Source organism: Pantoea sp. SGAir0183 (assembly GCF_043545505.1).
The window spans coordinates 3,523,736-3,542,347 of sequence record NZ_CP028053.1 but is presented as its reverse complement, the minus strand read 5'-3'; the positions used below and the strand labels follow the sequence as shown (position 1 = coordinate 3,542,347).

The 18,612-nt window shown below is 52.3% G+C and carries 14 protein-coding genes and 1 pseudogene; 8 read left to right on the top strand and 7 right to left on the bottom strand.

Features of this window, described 5'->3' with window-relative positions; all coding sequences use genetic code 11:
- Positions 1-398 precede the first annotated feature (398 nt).
- The gene (locus C1N59_RS16515) at positions 399-1,319 is read right to left on the bottom strand and encodes a LysR family transcriptional regulator (RefSeq protein WP_394549890.1); all 921 of its coding nucleotides are present in this window, start codon (positions 1,317-1,319) and stop codon (positions 399-401) included.
- 97 nt (positions 1,320-1,416) lie between these two features.
- Between C1N59_RS16515 and C1N59_RS16510 the strand changes: the two genes are divergently transcribed.
- The 6 genes and pseudogenes from C1N59_RS16510 to C1N59_RS16485 all read left to right on the top strand — a co-directional run bounded on the left by C1N59_RS16510 (position 1,417) and on the right by C1N59_RS16485 (position 9,900).
- On the top strand, positions 1,417-2,415 hold the full coding sequence (locus C1N59_RS16510) for an aldo/keto reductase (RefSeq protein WP_006117706.1): 999 nt from the start codon (positions 1,417-1,419) through the stop codon (positions 2,413-2,415).
- A gap of 245 nt (positions 2,416-2,660) precedes the next feature.
- Positions 2,661-5,258, top strand: coding sequence for a bifunctional aconitate hydratase 2/2-methylisocitrate dehydratase (acnB, locus tag C1N59_RS16505; RefSeq protein ID WP_072021701.1), 2,598 nt, complete (start codon positions 2,661-2,663; stop codon positions 5,256-5,258).
- A 159-nt stretch (positions 5,259-5,417) separates the two neighbouring features.
- Complete coding sequence (gene yacL, locus C1N59_RS16500; RefSeq protein WP_006117708.1) at positions 5,418-5,780, top strand: protein YacL; 363 nt, start codon at positions 5,418-5,420, stop codon at positions 5,778-5,780.
- A gap of 150 nt (positions 5,781-5,930) precedes the next feature.
- A pseudogene (locus tag C1N59_RS16495) lies at positions 5,931-6,501 on the top strand (2-keto-3-deoxygluconate permease).
- Positions 6,498-7,766: a D-threonate kinase gene (locus tag C1N59_RS16490; protein WP_394549889.1), complete on the top strand. Its 1,269-nt coding sequence runs from the start codon at positions 6,498-6,500 to the stop codon at positions 7,764-7,766. Before C1N59_RS16495 ends, C1N59_RS16490 begins: the two are co-directional and overlap by 4 nt.
- Before the next feature lie 586 nt (positions 7,767-8,352).
- Complete coding sequence (locus C1N59_RS16485) at positions 8,353-9,900, top strand: methyl-accepting chemotaxis protein (protein ID WP_033740281.1); 1,548 nt, start codon at positions 8,353-8,355, stop codon at positions 9,898-9,900.
- A gap of 47 nt (positions 9,901-9,947) precedes the next feature.
- Here the strand turns inward: C1N59_RS16485 and C1N59_RS16480 are convergent, their stop codons facing one another.
- The 5 genes from C1N59_RS16480 to C1N59_RS16460 all read right to left on the bottom strand — a co-directional run bounded on the left by C1N59_RS16480 (position 9,948) and on the right by C1N59_RS16460 (position 14,758).
- Positions 9,948-11,120, bottom strand: coding sequence for a nucleotide disphospho-sugar-binding domain-containing protein (locus C1N59_RS16480; protein WP_164482960.1), 1,173 nt, complete (start codon positions 11,118-11,120; stop codon positions 9,948-9,950).
- 1 nt (position 11,121) lies between these two features.
- Positions 11,122-11,958 carry an alpha/beta fold hydrolase gene (locus C1N59_RS16475; protein ID WP_033740283.1) on the bottom strand — a complete coding sequence of 279 codons (837 nt, stop codon included), beginning with the start codon at positions 11,956-11,958 and terminating at the stop codon, positions 11,122-11,124.
- Between the two features lie 643 nt (positions 11,959-12,601).
- Complete coding sequence (gene speD, locus C1N59_RS16470; protein ID WP_033740284.1) at positions 12,602-13,411, bottom strand: adenosylmethionine decarboxylase; 810 nt, start codon at positions 13,409-13,411, stop codon at positions 12,602-12,604.
- 28 nt (positions 13,412-13,439) lie between these two features.
- Entirely contained in the window at positions 13,440-14,303 is an 864-nt protein-coding gene (gene speE, locus C1N59_RS16465) for a polyamine aminopropyltransferase (protein ID WP_058702046.1), read from the bottom strand.
- Positions 14,304-14,410: 107 nt separating this feature from the next.
- The gene (locus tag C1N59_RS16460) at positions 14,411-14,758 is read right to left on the bottom strand and encodes a YacC family pilotin-like protein (protein WP_006117717.1); all 348 of its coding nucleotides are present in this window, start codon (positions 14,756-14,758) and stop codon (positions 14,411-14,413) included.
- Positions 14,759-14,917: 159 nt separating this feature from the next.
- Between C1N59_RS16460 and cueO the strand changes: the two genes are divergently transcribed.
- A complete protein-coding gene (gene cueO / locus C1N59_RS16455; protein WP_394549888.1) occupies positions 14,918-16,519 on the top strand; it encodes a multicopper oxidase CueO in 1,602 nt (533 codons plus the stop codon).
- Positions 16,520-16,521: 2 nt separating this feature from the next.
- On the opposite strand, the gene C1N59_RS16450 is transcribed toward cueO, so the two are convergent.
- The gene (locus C1N59_RS16450) at positions 16,522-17,805 is read right to left on the bottom strand and encodes a cystathionine gamma-synthase family protein (protein ID WP_394549887.1); all 1,284 of its coding nucleotides are present in this window, start codon (positions 17,803-17,805) and stop codon (positions 16,522-16,524) included.
- 234 nt (positions 17,806-18,039) lie between these two features.
- Between C1N59_RS16450 and hpt the strand changes: the two genes are divergently transcribed.
- A complete protein-coding gene (gene hpt / locus C1N59_RS16445) occupies positions 18,040-18,585 on the top strand; it encodes a hypoxanthine phosphoribosyltransferase (protein WP_006117719.1) in 546 nt (181 codons plus the stop codon).
- Positions 18,586-18,612 lie beyond the last annotated feature (27 nt).

The following is an 18,612-nucleotide window of genomic DNA, read 5'->3' as shown; positions in this document are numbered from 1 at the left end:
AATGAACCTCGGTTTGATAAACTCAATCCTAAGAGAATTAACCCGCTAATAACAAGTAAACCGTATTTCGACTTCATGGTGGCACCTCTCTTGATTTTCATCGAGCGAGGGGCTACCCTGACAGTGTTGAGGTGTTAGGGTAGTGACCTCCGCTCGCATTAGTTGACTGATTAATGTGAGCGGTTCCTTCCTCTTTCCACCTCAGGTTCTTACCCAAAGCAGAAAGCTTCAGGCGCCCAACCGCAGTCTACGCATTTATTATCTTACTGTCCCCTGGTTTTTTATTTTTTCATAATGCTAATTAATAAAAATTTCTGTCTTTTATATTTTAAATGTTATTTGTGCTGATTCTTTCATGACTATTTTAAAATAATTATTTCTCGGTTCTTATGTTGCTGTTAATCTTGATGGTTGATCACTTCGTTATTATTAACACGTAACCAGTCAATAAAATGACGTAATGGTGCAGAGACATAACGCCTGCCAGGATAGTAGAGCCAGAAGCCATCGGCATTCTCCGTATAGTGACTTAACAGCTCAACGAGTGAGCCACTTCGCAGACTGGCACTGACCACGGCCTCCTGCAGAAAAGCAATCCCTGCTCCCGCAAGGGCGGCCTGCAATATTCGTTCGTTGTTGTCCAGCACCAGAGAGCCACTGACGGCGACTTCCCGCTTTTTCCCTGCGTGCATGAATTCCCAGCGATAGCGTTGCCCGCTCGGGAAACGCCGCTCAATGCAGGGAAACTGCAGCAGATCGTCCGGTGTTTGCGGGGCACCATGACGTTCGATAAACGCCGGGCTTGCGACAACCAGTGTACGCATTGCCGGGCCAAAGGGCAGGGCGATCATATCCTGCGCCAGCACATCACCGTAGCGAATGCCTGCATCAAAACCGGCTTCAAGGATATCCACCAGCGCATCGTTACTGTCAATTTCCAGCGTAATGTCCGGATAGCGCTGGAGAAAGGGCAGGATCAGGCTGTCAAAAAACAGCGCTTCTGCAGAGCGGGGCATATTGAGTTTCAGCGTACCGTAAGGCCGGGCTCGCCAGTCGTTAAGTTCATCCACGGCCTGCGATAAATCGAGTAAGGCAGGCTGAATGCGCTGCAGAAAATGTTGTCCAGCCTCGGTCAGTGAGACACTGCGCGTCGTGCGGTTGAGCAATCTCACCCCTAGCCGTTGCTCAAAATGGCGCATGGCGTGGCTCAACGCAGACGGCGTCACGTTGCGTGCCTGTGCGGCTTTGCGGAAGCTCCGGTGGTGCGCAATGGCGCTGAACATTTCCAGTTCCTGCAGGGTGGCCCGCGAAAGTGTCATTGATGAATTTTCCTCACTGAATGGGCAAGAATAGCGCAATTGTTGTTGGTATTGATGAGGATTATAACAATAACACCGCAACAAAGAGGAAAACATCATGCAACAACGTCAATTGGGTAATCAGGGATTACGCGTTTCAGCACTGGGACTCGGCTGTATGGGCATGACCTTCGCCTATGGCAATCATGATGAGCAGCAGGCATTAAATACGCTGTCGCGCGCGTTTGAACTGGGCATCAACTTTCTGGATACCGCCGAAATCTACGGTCCCTTTACCAACGAGGTGCTCATCGCTAAAGCCCTTAAAGGCCGCCGCGACAATATCACGGTGGCCACAAAATTTGGTTTTGCGATTACTGGCGAAGGTCAGGGCTGGGAAAAGATGACGGGCGTTAACAGCCAGCCTCAGCATATTCGCCGTGCAGTCGAAGGATCGTTAACCCGTTTGGGGACCGATCATATCGATCTGCTTTACCAGCACCGTTTTGATCCGAGCGTACCGATTGAAGACGTGATTGGCACGATGGCGGATCTGATTAAAGAGGGAAAAGCCCGCTATATTGGGTTGTCTGAAGTCTCATCTGCTACGCTGCGGCGCGCCTGTGCCGTCCATCCCGTCTCTGCCTTACAAAGCGAATACTCACTCTGGACCCGCGATCCCGAGCAGGACATTCTGGCGACCTGTCGTGAACTGAATGTCGGTTTTGTGCCTTACAGTCCGTTGGGCCGGGGCTTCCTGACGGGCAAACTGACGTCCGTGGACGCGCTGGATCCGCATGACTTCCGCCGCAGTTTGCCGCGTTTTCAGGAGCAGGCACAGGAACATAACCAAAAGTTAGTCGCGCAGCTCACTGAGATGGCACACAGTTATGGTATTACTGCGGCACAACTGGCGCTGGCATGGGTCATGGCGAAGGGGGAAGATATTGTGCCGATTCCGGGAGCGAGCAAGGTCCATCATCTGGAAGAAAACTGTGCCGCAGCGAATGTCGTCCTGACAGGGGCGGACAGTGACACGCTGGACAGGCTCTTTGCGCCGCAAAACGTGCGGGGTGAACGCTATGCGGATGCAGAATATGGCATGATCGATCGTTAAGCTTACAGCGAAATGACTGGGTTAACCGGCAGGGCATTAAGCCCTGCGTTTTTTTCGTTTATCTCTGTTCAGGTAGCGCATTCTGCTGCAGAAAACCGCAATGTTGCTTTTTTGTAAACAGATTAACAAGCTGTTGAAATCCTGCTATGCTGCCCCACGCGGAACCGGGCACCTTACCCTACTCATGGAATGCGTTGTCATCAGGGTGCACCGGAAACCCATACAATGAGAGCGAGGAGAACGTCGTGCTAGAAGAATACCGTAAGCACGTTGCCGAGCGTGCTGCCCAAGGGATCGTACCTAAGCCATTAGATGCTTCCCAGATGGCCGCGCTGGTTGAACTGCTAAAAAATCCACCTGCGGGTGAAGAAGAATTTTTGACCGATTTGTTGGTCAACCGCGTACCACCCGGCGTCGATGAAGCGGCGTATGTTAAAGCAGGTTTCCTGGCTGCTGTCGCCAAAGGCGAAACAACCTCTCCTCTGGTATCTCCTGAAAAAGCCGTTGAACTGCTCGGTACCATGCAGGGCGGTTACAACATCCATCCTCTGATTGAAGCATTAGATGATGCGAAACTCGCGCCGATTGCGGCAAAAGCGCTTTCCCACACGTTGCTGATGTTTGACAGCTTTTACGACGTTGAAGAAAAAGCCAAAGCAGGCAACGCGCATGCGAAACAGGTGATGCAGTCATGGGCGGATGCCGAATGGTATCTGTCACGTCCAGAGCTGGCTGAAAAAATTACCGTAACGGTTTTCAAAGTCACTGGCGAAACCAATACAGACGATCTGTCTCCGGCACCGGATGCCTGGTCACGTCCTGATATCCCTCTGCATGCGCTGGCAATGCTGAAAAATGCCCGCGAAGGCATTGAGCCAGATGAGCCAGGCAACATCGGACCGATCAAACAAATTGAAGCGCTGCAGGCCAAAGGTTTTCCGCTGGCCTACGTCGGTGACGTTGTAGGCACCGGTTCATCACGTAAATCGGCAACCAACTCGGTGCTGTGGTTTATGGGCGATGACATTCCGAACGTGCCAAACAAAAAAGGCGGTGGCGTTGTGCTGGGTGGCAAGATTGCCCCTATCTTCTTCAACACCATGGAAGATGCAGGCGCGCTGCCGATTGAAGTGGATGTGAACAACCTGAATATGGGCGATGTCATTGATATCTATCCCTTCAAAGGTGAAGTCCGCAACCACGAAACCGGCGACCTGCTGGCCAGTTTTGAACTGAAAACCGACGTTCTGATCGATGAAGTCCGTGCTGGTGGTCGTATTCCCCTGATCATTGGCCGTGGCCTGACGACCAAAGCGCGCGAATCGCTGGGGCTGCCTGCCAGTACCGTGTTCCGTATCGCGAAAGACGTGGCTGAAAGCACACGTGGCTACTCGCTGGCACAGAAAATGGTGGGCCGTGCCTGTGGTGTTGACGGCATCCGTCCCGGTGCGTACTGCGAACCTAAGATGACCTCTGTGGGCTCACAGGATACTACCGGCCCAATGACCCGAGACGAACTGAAAGACCTGGCCTGCCTGGGCTTTTCGGCTGACCTGGTCATGCAGTCGTTCTGTCACACGGCGGCTTATCCTAAGCCGGTGGATGTGAACACGCACCATACGTTACCTGACTTCATCATGAACCGCGGCGGGGTTTCTCTGCGTCCGGGTGACGGGGTTATTCACTCCTGGCTGAACCGTATGCTGCTGCCGGATACCGTCGGAACAGGTGGCGATTCTCATACGCGTTTCCCTATCGGGATTTCGTTCCCGGCAGGCTCGGGCCTGGTCGCCTTTGCTGCGGCAACGGGCGTTATGCCGCTCGATATGCCGGAATCGGTGCTGGTACGTTTCAAAGGTAAAATGCAGCCTGGCATTACGCTGCGCGATCTGGTTCACGCCATTCCGCTGTATGCCATTAAGCAGGGCCTGCTGACCGTCGAGAAGAAAGGCAAGAAGAACATCTTCTCTGGCCGCATCCTTGAAATTGAAGGTCTGCCCGATCTGAAAGTTGAGCAGGCGTTCGAACTGACCGATGCGTCTGCAGAACGTTCTGCTGCGGGCTGTACCATTAAGCTGGATCAGGCGCCGATCAAAGAGTACCTGACCTCTAACATTGTCCTCTTGAAATGGATGATCTCTGAAGGCTACGGCGATCGTCGTACGCTGGAGCGCCGTATCGAAGGCATGGAGAAATGGCTGGCGGATCCACAGTTGCTTGAAGCCGACGCCGATGCGGAATATGCCGCGGTGATTGACATCGATCTGGCTGAGATCAAAGAGCCGATTCTGTGTGCGCCAAACGATCCGGACGATGCGCGTCTGCTGTCTGATGTGCAGGGCGAGAAGATTGATGAAGTCTTTATCGGCTCGTGCATGACCAATATCGGTCACTTCCGTGCGGCAGGTAAGTTGCTGGACAGCCATAAAGGCCAGTTACCAACCCGTCTGTGGGTCGCGCCACCGACCAAAATGGACGCGGCTCAGCTGACAGAAGAAGGTTACTACAGCGTATTTGGTAAGAGCGGTGCGCGTATTGAAATCCCGGGCTGTTCACTGTGCATGGGTAACCAGGCACGTGTGGCTGACGGCGCAACGGTGGTCTCGACGTCAACCCGTAACTTCCCGAACCGTCTGGGTACAGGGGCTAATGTCTATCTGGCCTCTGCGGAGCTGGCTGCCGTCTCATCGCTGTTAGGTAAACTGCCTACGCCAGATGAGTATCAGCAGTTCATGGCACAGGTTGATAAAACAGCCACTGACACCTATCGCTATCTCAACTTTGACCAGTTGAGTCAGTACACGGAAAAAGCAGACGGCGTGATTTTCCAGACTGCCGTCTGACAGGTGACGATCGTTCTGTTTGAGAGGAGCGCCCCGGCGCTCCTCTTTTTTTATGCCTGAAAAGGGGCGTCCAGGGAATCTGGATAGGCGCGCTAAGCAGGTGCACGGCAATAAAAATAGCGGTATAACAGCGCGAGTAACTGACAAAGAGATAAGATCATGGAGTATGAATTTTTACGCGACATCACGGGCAAGGTAAAAGTGCGCATGTCGATGGGCCATGAAGCATTAGGCCACTGGTTTAATGAAGAAGTCGGGCATGACGCCAGCGTGCTGGATGAGGTTGAAGCCGAAGCCCAAAAACTTACAGGCAGTGAGCGCCAGTGGCAGCGCATCGGGCGCGAATATACGCTCTGGATGGATGATGAAGAGGTCATTGTCCGCGCGAATACATTGAATTTCGAAGGCGATGAGATGGAAGAGGGCATGAATTACTACGATGAAGAAAGCCTGTGCTTCTGCGGTAAGGAAGATTTCCTGGCCGTGATTGCCGCCTGGCGGCGATTTATGTCGGGCAAATGATTGAAAGATTCCACACCGATCGCCATTTACCTCCTTTGTTGATTGATAATGCTCAATTATCAGCGTTTTAATCTGAGATTCCCGCCGCATATTTTATTCTTGTGATTTAATATCATCATGGTGATTATAATTAATCACTAAGGTGGTGGTATGAAGATTAAGGAAACAATCGAAAAAGTGCCTGGCGGAATGATGATTACCCCGTTGGTGCTGGAGGCCGCCGCTAACACGCTGGCTCCCGACGCCTCAGGGACAGGGGGCTTTACGCCGGCACCGTTTAAAGAGGACGTGCCTGCGCTTATCGGTGTTTTTTTGTTATGCATGAGATCGGTTAAAGCGCTGCCCCAGGCGCGGGTTACGGGCGGCGGTATCACCGTGACGAAGCGTCCTGCTGCTGTCGCGCTGGGTCTGTCTGTCGATACGTTGTCTGGCCCTGAAGGCCGGTGGGGATTGTCATCCGTTGCGGTCATTGCGGCGATGGACAACAGCAACGGCGGTCTTCATACGGTCCTGGCAGGTGCCGCCGCCAGGACAACTGCCGTCACGCCGGCTGCGCTGGCGCAGGCCGATCCGGCTCTGTCTTGTGTGGTCGCCGCGGCAACGCCGCTGATTGCGACATCGGTGATTGTCACCGCCCTTTTAACGCCGATGCTGACCTTCCTGGGTGGCAAAAGGTAATCAGCGACGGGCTGTCGCTTCATCTACGGAAAAATCACGATGAAAATGATCGTTATTGCCGACGACTTTACCGGTGCGAATGATACGGGCGTGCAACTGGCTAAAAAAGGGGCACGTACGGAAGTGATGCTGACGTCACAGCAAAAGCCCTCACGTCGCGCTGATGTGCTGGTGATTAACACAGACAGCCGGGCACTCAGCGCTGAGCAGGCGGCGGTTGCGATGAAACAGGCGCTGTCTCCCTGGGTGCGCCCTGGGCAAAACAGCGTGCTGATCTATAAAAAAATCGACTCTACCTTTCGTGGCAATCCCGGCGCAGAGATTGCTGCCGCTATGGCCGCCAGCGGAACCACGCTGGCGATTGTCGCCGCAGCCATTCCGTCTGCGGGGCGCATGACGCGCAATGGTGAATGCTGGGTTCACCAGCGCCCGCTGCTGGAAACCGAGTTTGCCAGCGATCCGCGCACACCGATTATCTCCTCGCGTATCCGTACGCTGATCGGCTTACAGACCGATCTGCCTGTCAGGGAGATGACGCTGGACGACGTCAGGCGTGGCGACCTCGCAGACCGGCTTGAAAACCTGCGCCAACAGCCCGCCAGCATCGTCATTATTGATGCAGAAAGCGATAACGATCTGGCCCTCATTGCCCGGGCTGCTCTCTCAATGGCTGCGCGCCCTTTGCTGGTTGGGGCGGCGGGACTGGCCAACGCGCTTCCGACCGACAGCTATATGGACAGCAATCAAACGCTTCCGGTTCTGGTGGTGGCGGGCTCGATGAGTGAAATGACCCGGCGTCAGGTAGCTCAGGCGCAACGTCAGGGGCGGGCTGACGTGGTCAGAATCGCGGTCGAAACCCTGCTTGCACCTGAGAAAGAGCAAAAAGAGATCGTAGAGCAGGCGTGCCAGATCCTTGCACAGAACAGGCACTGTGTTCTGCAGACCAGCAGCCACGGGGACGACCGTAACCAGATTGCAGCGCTGACCGGAAAATATGCATTGAGTCGCGAGGCGTTGGGCGAAACGCTGAGTCGGCGAATGGGGGATATCACCTTAGCGATCCTGGATCGTGCCCGTACGGGTGGGCTGTTCCTGACGGGCGGTGACATCGCGATCGCGGTGGCGAATGCTCTCGGCGCAGAAGGTTACCGCATCCACGGTGAAGTGGCGCCCTGTATCCCGTGTGGCACCTTCGTAAACAGTGACATTGATGATTTGCCCGTTATCACTAAAGCAGGGGGATTCGGGACGGATGATACGCTCTGTGATGCGCTGCATTATATTGAGGAGCTGTATCTGAATGCGTAAACCTGAGCCTGCAGATATGCAGGCCAGAATTGCGTTTCGACAGGATAAGTCAGGGGAAATTTGGAGGAATGATGAGAATAGCTGTGCCCTGTTTAATAAAGGGCGCGATATTCTCCATTATTAAAATATAATAAATCCTTACGTTCCCTGTTCGATGTGTAATGGTGTACTCCCCAATTGTGCTGTTACATTTTGTTACCTGAATGCAACTGCTCGCTTAAGTCAAATTTACTGTTCGGTAAAACGAAACAGGCTTCACTGTCCTTTTTGAATGCTTAATCTGTTTGATTTTTCAGTTTTTTATGGCCACGCGCACCGTGAAAACAGGGCAATAACAGGAATTATCCTCCTCCCTGTTTTCTCGTTATTTCCGCTAACGCTAATTTAAATTGTAACGCAGTGGAAATTTCCGCGAGAGCGCTAATAATCAACTTAACATTGATGCGTTCACTTCTACGTCACTCACCGAGCGGTTGAGTGGTCAGGCTTTTCATTAAATTTATATGCCTGATTTATTAATGTGCCTTGCCATTATTCTCGTGAATTAATGGAATTTAATTATTCTCTTTCCACTCGCGGAGATATTATGCTCAGCAATACATCTATCAGAACCCGCCTTTATATGGCGTTTGGTGCCATGACGCTTGTCATGATTGTGGTATGCAGTCTGTTTTATATGGGGTTTAATCGCGTCACGCAGGCCAGCAAACTTAACGTTCATACCTATCAGGTGGTTGAAGGCCTGAATAAGGTGACCGAGAGTCTGCTGAATATGGAAACCGGCCTTCGGGGTTATGCTCTTAGCGGTCAGACACAAATGCTGGCACCCTTTAATCAGGGTAAACAGGCCTTTAGCGACTACACCGCAAGTACACATCAGCTGACGCAGGACAATCCGGTACAGCAGCAACGCTTAGTCGATCTGGAAAGCAGACAGAAGAACTGGCTGGAAAGCTATGCCCGTAACGTAATGGCGGCGCGTGAGCGTCTGAATCAGGGGAACCTCGACCAGCAACACTTTTTAGACATCTTTGCGACTGATGAAGGTAAAGTGCAAATGGATGCGATGCGTAACGTGATTGAATCCATGATTGTCACGGAGAAATCATTACTCAAATCGCGTGAAGATGAACTGACTAGTGAGCGGACCAAAACGCGCGTGATCCTGGTGGCCGGACTGCTACTGTCAGCGGGAATTTCCCTGATTCTGGGCCTGCTGATTTCCCGCAGTATTTCTCGTCCTCTGGCTGTCGCGGTGCACACGGCCGATACCATTGCCCGGGGCGATCTGACCTCTGTGATTACCGTAAACCGTCAGGATGAAACCGGAAAGCTGCTGACGGCCCTGGCGAACATGCAAAATCATTTGCGGAACCTGGTGACCCAGATCAAAGATTCTGCGGCATCGGTTGAACTGGCGGCCAGTGAAATTGCGCAGGGCAATACCGAGCTGTCCTCCCGTACGGAAGAGCAGGCTGCGGCATTGCAACAGACGGCGGCAAGCATGGAACAAATTACTGCGACGGTTCGCAATAACACCTCTGTCGCTGAATCTACAGCGTCTTCGGCCCGGGAGACGGAATCACTGACGCGCGCCAGCGAAAAAGCCGTCAATGACATGAGCCACACGATGCACAGCATTTCGGTGAGCGCGGCGAAAGTGAAAGAGATTACCGCGGTTATTCAAAGTATCGCTTTTCAGACCAACATTCTGGCGCTGAATGCGGCGGTAGAAGCGGCAAGAGCGGGTGAGCACGGTCGTGGCTTTGCCGTTGTCGCAACGGAAGTCCGTACGCTGGCACAGCGCAGCGCATCATCGTCGCGTGAAATCGGTAACCTGATTGAAGAAGCGGTCACCGGCGTGGCGAAAGGTGTACAGGCGGCCGATCATACCGCCCAGAGTATTCTTAAAGCGGCAAGTGAAGTCGCGTCACTGGCACAGTATATGGATGGTCTGGCGCTGGCATCAGTGGAACAAATGCAGGGCGTTTCGCAGGTCAGCATTGCCGTCACGCAGATGGACAGCGTCACACAAAGCAATGCCGCGCTGGTGGAGCAGTCGGCTTCGGCATCGCAATCCTTAACTGAACAGGCGCGCAGTCTGCGCATGTTAACCGCAGCGTTCCAGGTCTGATGCCTTCAGGCCAGGCATGCACCCCGATGCCTGGCCTGAAGACGCGTTTAACGGGTCAGAAAGCGTTCCAGCTCAAGACCTCTGTGGGTTTGATTAGCCAGTTGCACAGCATAAAAGTCGCAGTTGTGTTTCTTCTGACGTGCAAGAGCCGCCATTTTTCTGATTTCCCTGATCCCTTTTCCCTTGAGGCCGCAGGCCAGTCGTTCAAGGGCGCGGGCATTTTCAAACTGATCAAATGCGCACGGATAAATCAGTTGAGGCACCCCGTTCTTGAGCAACTGCGCGGTGGTGCCAATACCGCCATGATGAATGGCAAATAAGCAGGTTTCAGTCAGGGCAATATTGAGATGCGGCAGCGTCATCACATCATCGTTTACCGCTAACGCGGCTGCGGTTGGCGTAACAAGCACGCACTTCAGTCCTTCTGTTTTTAAGTCCTGTAAAACGCGTGTCACGGATGATTGTTCAGCCAGGGCCCAACTGGTAAAAAAGACCACCGTACGGGAGTCAATAAAATCGGTAATACGATCGTCATCCAGCGACGCCCGGCTCTTGTTCAGTAAAAAACCGGCATAAAATCCCTCGCGCGCTTTCTTTTGATAAAACCAGGGTTCGTATAACACAATCGACTGCGGTTCGTTATTGACCCAGTCAGCGTAAATATTGCGAGAGGCGGGCAGATTATGGTCGCGTCGCAGCGTGTCGATGGTACGCTGGAGTGCAGGCGAAACCAGGGCCCGTTGAAATAAAGCCAGTTTCCAGTTCAGACTGACACGCAGGCTTTTTTCCAGCGCATGGATAACACGCCCGGGCTGCAATTTTAAATTAGAATTGGTCAGGCTGATAGCATATTTCTTTAACCGGTATTTCTCGCTGACGGCTTTCGCCGCAAAACACCATAAAGAGTGAATGATGATGGCGTCATCTTCGGCAAGAGCGCTCATGGCATCGAACATCGCCTCCTGCTGTTCCGCCATATAATGTGAAATCCGTTTCAGGGCGTGCTTTTTGTCCCATAACGCCCGATCCTGGACGGCTTTCACATAAGTCTCTTTGTCGCCGACCGCCACAAAGGACAGGCCGCGATCTACTGCCTCAGATCTGAAATAGTCGTTAGCGAGCAGGTAAACATCATGATTCTTTTCTTTTAACAGCGAGCCAATCTCAATACAGGGAAAGACATCGCCTGCTGAGCCCAGTGCGCCAATAATCACTTTCATCTCAGACACCAATCTGACTAAAAATAGTATTGAAGGCGGCTGCGGTCCTTTCCCGGCTGCGCTTGCCTTCCAGATCCAGAAAATGTCCCGCATCCCTGATTTGATAAAAGCGCGTTTTATCCGACTCACCGCATATCTCTTCGATGTTTTTTTGCGGCGTATGAATATCCAGATCGCCGTTGATAAAGTGAAACTGGCAGGCCGAGTTATCAATAATGTTTTTGTAGTCGTGGTTGCGCAGTGTGGCAATCTGCTCAAGATGGAAACGCCCCTGACGGTATTCAATCTCATCCAGCGACGTCAGATGCCTGAAGTTGCAGAACTTCATTTTATTCGGCAGATATGCACCCACTTCGTCATTCATCAAATGCGCAAGCTCGACAAAGTTCTTCTCTTTTGAAAACAGATTGGCTTGCTTCACGTAAGTCCGCATACGGTCATTAAATTCAAAGGAATAGGACGCGATGATGGCATGTTCCAGGCCCTCTTCACCGTGATTCAAGAGCTTGAGAGTCGATGCGCCGCCCCAGGAGGCTGAGGCAATAATATTGGGCTTATAAATTGAAATCAGCTCGCGAATAATCGTGACTTCATCATCAAGCGTGACGATATGGCAGCCCTGTTCGTTGAAGGGTTTTGATTTGCCTGAGAACGGAAGATCAAACGTAATGACATCTGATTTATCCGCCAGGAAGCGTTTCCAGTTGCGGAAAGAAGACGAGGTTGCCAGTGCACCGTTAATCAGGATGGTCCTGTTACGGGTCGGGACACTGCATTTTGTTAACTCCACATAAATGTTAAGTTCATTTATGTTTACTACAGAATAACCGTGACTCATATCACTCTCCCCACCAAGAAACATCATCAAATATTAAAGTTTTCTAATGTATATCACAGCAAATGGTAATCATTAAGTTATTTTTATGTTTTATCGCTGTTTTTAATCCGCAATCTTTCATCTTATTGATTTAAGGGTATTTATAAATTAAATGCTCCTGGTTTTTCTCCATCACCTTAGTTTTCATGGAAAATTAAGTAACTTAACAGACCGTTAAAGTGTGATTTTCCTCATAAAACCCAGGCGAGGAAAGGGAGGCTGGTCTTTTTTATAGTGTCATAAAACTTTATTATCCTTACTGTATTCATGGTAAATTTAATTAATGTTTTATCATGGGGCGAATGGCTCGGCAGGGATTACTGTGGTGAGTTTGTGTTAGTGCCACACTGTGGCCTGTTACTGACAGGCGTTGCGGGACGATCTCAGAAATAGCGTCTGCACAACAGAACGCAGGGGGCGGCTGATTTATTTCACGGAAGAACGTCGTAACGGGTCTGCCAGTCTCACCATCGCAAGATGACATGCCGCGAAAGAAAGGCAGCCGGGGCTATCCTGGTTCGCAGGGCGCAATAAGTGGCCCTGATCGGGCTTTGACAGATAACAGGCAGACGAAAGAGAGAATGCCCCGCAAAGGGGGCATAACTTAGTAGGTTTTTAATCCCACAGACGGAATATTGCGACCGTAATAAATCTCACGCATCTCTTTCCACAGCAGGTCAGTAATGCGTTTGTGCTCCTGCGGTGTCAGATCTTCCGGGCGGGTATTAAAGAGATAATGTTTTAAATCGAATTCTTTCAGCAACATCTTGGTATGGAAGATGTTTTCCTGGTAAACATTCACATCAACCATATCGTACATCCGCTTCATATCGTCGGACATGAAGTTTTGGATGGAGTTAATTTCATGGTCGATAAAGTGTTTAACGCCGTTCACATCACGTGTAAAACCCCGTACGCGGTAATCCACAGTGACAATGTCAGATTCCAGCTGGTGAATCAGGTAATTGAGCGCCTTAAGCGGTGAGATCACGCCGCAGGTTGAGACCTCAATGTCTGCACGGAAGGTACAGAGGCCGCCTTCAGGATGGCTTTCCGGATACGTGTGCACACAAATATGGCTTTTATCAAGATGCGCGACCACGGAATTAGGCAATGGGCCGGGATGCTCAGACGTATCAATATCTTTAGGATCAACAGGTTCTTCACTGACCAAAATCGTGACGCTGGCACCCTGTGGCTCATAATCCTGGCGCGCAATGTTCAGCACATTCGCACCAATAATCGAACAGGTTTCGGTCAAAATTTCCGTCAGGCGATTGGCATTGTATTGCTCATCGATATAAGCAATATAACCATCGCGCTCGGCTTCGGTATTCGCATAGCAAATATCGTAGATACAAAAACTCAGGCTTTTGGTCAGATTATTGAAGCCATGCAGTTTTAGCTTTTGCAATTTTATTCACCCCCTTATAAATGATCGATCAGCGCGTCTCTGACAGAGCATTCAACAGATATTGTGGCAGAGCAAAGCTGCCCGTGTGGATCGCCGGTGTGTAGTAACGGCAGTTCAGGCCCGAGGCCGCAAAGCGCGCCTGCAGAAGGGCGGGATCAAGCTGGCGCAGGGCCGGATTATCGCTTGCCCAGGCAAAGGTCATGATGCCGCCGTAGTAGGTTGGGATGGCCGCCTGGTAAAAACTGACATCGGCAAAGTAATGGCTGAGTTTACGATGGCTGTTAACCGCTTCATCCTGCTGCAGGAAGCAAACGCCGTTCTGGGCAACAAAGATCCCATTTTCATTCAGCGCATTTTTACAGCCCGCATAAAAGTCGGACGTAAACAGGCTTTCGCCAGGCCCAATGGGATCGGTACAGTCAGAGATGATAACGTCAAACTTTTCGGTGGTGCGGTTGACGAAATTCACACCATCATCGATGACCAGATTAAAACGCGGATCGTCGTACGCACCGGCGCTGTGGTTCGGCAGATACTGACGACAGAAGGTCACCACGCCGGCGTCGATCTCGACCATGGTGATTTTCTCAATGCCGGTATGGCGGGACACTTCGCGCAACATCGCGCCATCGCCCCCTCCAATAATCAGTACGTTTTTGGCGGCACCATGCGCCAGCAACGGCACATGCGTCATCATTTCGTGATAGATAAATTCATCACGTTCGGTCGTTTGCACCACGCCATCCAGCGCCATAACGCGGCCCATCGCCGCATTTTCAAAGATGATTAAATCCTGGTGGGCCGTTTTATCACGATAAAGCTCTTTATCGACGGTAAAATACTGGCCAAAGCCGGTATGAAGTGTTTCATACCACATCTCGTTTTGGGCCATGATGGGGCTCTCCTTCGTGACATTGCCATAAAAATCGGCGAAACATCATAGCTAACTATGATAGCCGTTGCACGGTCAAATGTCTGACGGGAGAGCGGGCTGGGGCGCTACTTTACATAGGCAAGCAGGCTGAGAGAATCTCTGGCCAGCGACTTACATTTTTTGTCGTTGGCAATCGCGATACCGCTCAAATCACGGTAACTGTCTTCACCCAGTGCTTTCATGTTGTAGTTGTTGTAATTGCTTAAATCCCAGCGGTTTTGCTGGGCAAAAAACACCAACGCCTTGCGGATCTGCGCATCGGGCAAATCCTGATAGCCACAGTCGTTCTTGAGATAAACGAATACCGCAGTCAGATCGGCAAGATCTTCTGCTTCGGATTCGCTCAGGGCAAAGCTGGTGGAGGAGAAGCCGAAGAGTCCTGCCAGTAGCAGGATCCTGATGCTCTTCTTCATAGATATTCTCATGTAATAGTCGTCTGAAAGACGTTAGCACAGTTGTGTAAAGATTTTCGATCAATTTACGATTTTTGGGGCATTCTGCCTGCTGATGCTTGACCTTGCCATAAGGGCAGGGTTTAGGCTTGAGGTCATTTCGTTACAAGGATGCGGATTATGCAACGTCGTCACTTTCTGAAACTGAGCGCGGTACTGGGTGCTGCAGGGGCGCTGCCGCTCTGGAGCCGATCCCTGATGGCGGCCAGTCGGCCACTGCTGCCGGTTCCCTCCCTGCTGGACGCGGATGCGAAAGGAGAGTACAGCCTGACGGCGATGCCGGGCATCAGCCAGTGGCAGGGCAAAGACGTACCCACCTGGGGCTACAATGGCAGCCTGTTGGGGCCCGCAATTCGGCTCCAGCGTGGCAAGGCGGCCACCATCAATATTCATAACCGGCTTAGTGAAGCGACGACCCTGCACTGGCACGGTCTGGAAATCCCCGGCGAGGTGGACGGTGGACCGCAGGGAATCATTGCGCCGGGCGCCACGCGTCAGGTGACGTTTACGCCGGACCAGCCTGCCGCCACCTGCTGGTATCATCCTCATCTGCATGGCAAAACGGGTCATCAGGTTGCCCAGGGGCTGGCCGGCATGATTGTGTTAGAGGATCAGCCGTCAGGGACGCTTCGTCTGCCTAATCAATGGGGCACCGACGATGTTCCACTGATTTTTCAGGACAAACAGCTCACCTCATCCGGTGACCGCATCGATTATGAGCTTGATATTATGCGGGCCGCAGTGGGCTGGTTCGGCGACATGATGCTGACCAACGGTGCACAGTATCCTCAGCATGCCTTACCGCGTGGATGGTTACGTCTGCGTTTGCTTAATGGCTGCAATGCCCGTTCGCTGCATCTGGCTGCCAGCGATAAACGCCCACTGTATGTGATTGCCAGTGACGGCGGTCTGCTGCCTGAGCCGGTAAAGGTCGATTCCCTTCCGCTCCTGCCGGGCGAGCGCTTTGAAGTCATGGTCGATACGTCCGATGGCAAGGCTTTTGATATCGTGACGCTACCTGTCTCGCAAATGGGCATGACGCTGGCTCCCTTCGATCGGCCCCTGCCGCTGGTCAATATCATTCCGCTGCGGATCATGGCCAGCGCGACTTTACCGGATCAGCTAGCCACATTACCGGCCATACCGAAAACGGACGGTCTGTCATCGCGCTGGTTACAACTCAGTATGGATCCCCAACTGGATCAGCAAGGTATGCAGGCGCTGATGGCACGCTATGGCGCGAAAGCGATGGGGAACGGTGCGCACCATGATATGGCTATGGGCGGTAACGATCATGCGATGCAGCACGACAGCGCGTCCCAGGGAATGGATCATCAGAAGATGGACCATGACGTGATGGCCGCGACTGCCTACGATTTTCACAATGGCAATAAAATCAATGGCCAGCCATTTGATATGACGCGGCCAGCCTTTGATGTGAAGCAGGGCACCGTTGAAAAATGGACCATTTCCGGTGAAGGCGACAGCATGCTGCATCCTTTCCATATTCACGGCACCCAGTTCCGTATTCTTTCTGAAAATGGCAAGCCACCTGCGCCACACCGTCAGGGCTGGAAAGACATGGTCAATGTCGACGGCTGGCGTAGCGAAGTGCTGGTGCGCTTCAACCACCTTGCCGCCGCCGATCATGCGTATATGGCGCATTGCCATTTACTGGAGCATGAAGACACCGGCATGATGCTGGGCTTCACCGTGACCTGATATCAGGCCTGCGCCAGCGCCAGACGGATATCCTCCACCAGATCCCCGGCGTTCTCGATACCGATGGATAAGCGTATCGTCGCGTCGGTGATCCCGATGCGCTGACGCACTGTATCCGGCACGCCAGAATGGGTGGTGGTGGCAGGATGGCTGGCAAGCGATTCTGTCCCGCCCAGACTGACGGCCTGTTTAAACAGCGTCAGGGCATTCAGGAAACGAAACGCTGCAGGTTGTCCGCCGACAATGTCAAAAGAGAAGGTTGAACCGGCCCCGGTGCATTGTTCCCGATAGGTTCTGCCTGCCGGGCTGTCTGCATCCAGATACGGTAACCAGTGCAGGGCGGCGACATCAGGATGTGTACATAAAAAGGCGGCGACGGTTTCAGCGTTATGACAGGCTTTTTCCATGCGCAGCGACAGCGTTTCCAGCGAACGGCCAATCATCCAGCTTGAATGCGGATCAAGCTGAGTGCCAATAGCGCTACGCAAAGCGCGGATCGGCGACATAAGTGTTTTGTTTCCCATCACCGCACCCGCAATCAGGTCAGAGTGACCGCCCACATATTTCGTCAGGGAATACAGCGATAAATCCGCGCCCAGCGTGAGCGGTTGCTGAAAAATCGGCCCCAGTAAGGTGTTATCACAGGCGACGACCGGGCGTGAACCCTGCTGACGATCGATCTCGTCCGCAATACGGGCCATCAGCGCGATATTCACAAGGCTGTTCGTCGGGTTTGCCGGCGTTTCCACCAGGATCATGGCGACGCGTCCCTGCGCCATTGCACGCTGGGCGGCCTCGCGCACTTTGGCTTCATCATGCCCGTCAGTGAAACCCACCGCACGAATATCAAGGTTGTGCAGGGTTTTACTGAGCAGCGTTTCCGTACCGCCGTACAGGGGCTGGGAATGCAAAATCACTTCCCCTGGTCGCGTAAAGGTCAGCAACGCCGTCGAAATGGCCGCCATGCCGGAGGCAAACAGCGCGCAACTTTCTGCCTGTTCGTAGAGAGCGAGGCGGTCCTCAACAATCTCACTGTTGGGATGATTAAAGCGGGAATACACCAGTCCGCCACTTTTACCTTCGGGAGGCTGACGGCGGCCGGAAACATAATCAAAAAAATCGCGGCCTTCTTCTGCACTGTTAAACACAAAGGTGGAGGTCAAAAAGACCGGCGGTTTCACGGCCCCTTCAGACAGGCGCGGATCATAACCGTAGTTCAGCATTTGTGTTTCGGGATGCAGTGGGCGGTCGCCGACGTGCGTTTTTTTACTTGAGGGTGAAGTCATTAAGATCTCCCAATAAGGTCGCTAACTGCATAACGATATGTCGATAAAATCGTATCATGCAGCTATTAATGCGGCTAAATGCCGGGTTGTTCTAAGGTAATGCTGTTTGTGCAACTGCCTGCGCACAGGTGAAGATTTTTAGTGCACGTAAACGTTTGCGTTCTCTGCGCGGCGTCAGTAGGGACTTCTGTTATGGTAGACTGCGTGGCTTTGTGAGAGACCGGGCTGAAGGCAATGAAACACACTGTTGACGTAATGATCCCTGAGCAGGCAATCGCCGCGCGCATCGCGGAACTGGGCAAAGAAATTACCGACCACTACCGCGACAGCGGCAGCGATATGGTGCTGGTAGGGCTACTTCGTGGCTCATTTATGTTTATGGCGGATTTATGCCGCGTGATTGACGTTCCGCACGAAGTGGATTTTATGACCGCCTCCAGTTACGGCAGCGGGATGTCCAGCAGTCGCGATGTCAAAATTCTCAAAGATCTGGATGAGGATATCCGCGGTAAAGACGTGTTAATCGTTGAAGACATCATTGACTCAGGCAATACGCTCAGCAAAGTGCGGGAAATCCTGCGTCTGCGGGAGCCAAAATCCCTGGCCATCTGTACGCTGCTGGATAAGCCTGAACGCCGTGAAGTCGACGTTCAGGTTGAATTCGTGGGCTTTGCTATCCCTGATGAATTCGTGGTGGGCTTTGGCATCGATTATGCGCAGCGTTATCGCCATCTGCCTTACATTGGCAAAGTGGTTCCCCTCGAATCCTCAGGCGAGTGACCGCACATTCTTCCAAGGCTCTGACCT